2 protein-coding genes are annotated in these 1,353 nt (G+C 60.4%); both read left to right on the plus strand.

What is annotated here, in order from left to right; translation table 11 throughout:
* Positions 1-1,042: hypothetical protein (locus JCM19038_RS24095; protein ID WP_238554505.1), on the plus strand; the 1,042-nt coding region annotated here is incomplete at its 5' end.
* Positions 994-1,353: hypothetical protein (locus tag JCM19038_RS24100; RefSeq protein WP_238554506.1), on the plus strand; the 360-nt coding region annotated here is incomplete at its 3' end. The genes JCM19038_RS24095 and JCM19038_RS24100, both read left to right, overlap by 49 nt.

Genomic DNA, 1,353 nt, shown 5'->3' on the forward strand with positions numbered 1-1,353 from the left:
GCCGGTGGCCCCAGTCGGTCCAGTGCTACCAGTACGAGCCGTGGGACCTGTTGGTCCAGTGGTACCAGTACTGCCAGTAACCCCGGTAGTTCCAGTGGCTCCAGTACTGCCTGTGTCACCAGTAGTTCCAGTGGCTCCAGTATTGCCGGTGTCACCAGTCGGTCCAGTGGTACCAATGCTGCCCGTAGCACCAGTCGGTCCGGTACTACCAGTATTGCCCGTGGGACCTGTTGGTCCAGTGGCACCGGTACTGCCCGAAATGCCGGTAGGTCCGGTGGTTCCAGTATTGCCAGTAACGCCAGTCGGTCCGGTGGTACCAGTACTGCCGGTAACGCCTGTTGGTCCGGTGCTTCCGGTAGAGCCAGTAGCCCCCGTCGGACCGATAGTTCCTGTGGCACCAGTAGTGCCAGTAATGCCAGTCGGTCCAGTGGTACCAGTACTGCCTGTGTCACCAGTAGTTCCAGTGGCTCCAGTATTGCCGGTAGCACCAGTCGGTCCGATTGCTCCAGTATTGCCCGTGGCACCAGAAGGTCCAGTACTACCAGTATTGCCAGTAACGCCGGTAGGTCCGGTGGCTCCAGTACTGCCTGTGGAGCCGGTCAGTCCAGTGATACCAGTACTGCCTGTGGGACCAGTCGGTCCTGTGCTTCCAGTAGAGCCAGTAGTCCCCGTCGGACCGATAGTTCCAGTGGCTCCAGTACTGCCGGTGGAGCCGGTAGTTCCAGTGGCTCCGGTACTCCCAGTATTGCCCGTGGGACCTAATGGTCCAGTGGTACCGGTACTGCCAGTGGCACCAGAAGGTCCAGTGATACCAGTACTGCCCGTAACGCCAGTCGGTCCGGTGGCTCCGGTATTGCCAGTGGAGCCGGTAGGTCCAGTAGTACCCGTAGCGCCGGTAGTTCCAGTGTCTCCAGTAGTACCCGTGGCACCAGTAGGTCCGGTGGCACCAGTATTGCCCGTAACGCCGGTCAGTCCAGTGGCACCTGTAGTACCGTGGCACCAGTCGGTCCAGTGGTACCGGTACTGCCAGTGGCACCAGTAGGTCCAGTGCTTCCAGTGTCTCCAGTACTACCTGTGGAGCCGGTAGTTCCAGTGGTACCAGTGCTGCCTGTGGCGCCGGTAGTTCCAGTGTCTCCGGTATTGCCCGTGGCCAGTCGGTCCAGTGTTACCAGTACTGCCTGTGGCCCAGTCGGTCCGGTGGCACCAGTAATGCCTGTGGGACCTGTTGGTCCAGTGCTACCAGTATTGCCCGTAACTCCGGTAGGTCCGGTACTTCCAGTAGAGCCAGTGGGCCCCGTTGGACCGATAGTTCCAGTACTGCCAGTGAAGCCGGTCGGTCCAGTGCTTCCGGTA

The organism is Geomicrobium sp. JCM 19038, from assembly GCF_000698125.1.
GTDB lineage: Bacteria > Bacillota > Bacilli > Bacillales > Marinococcaceae > Geomicrobium_A.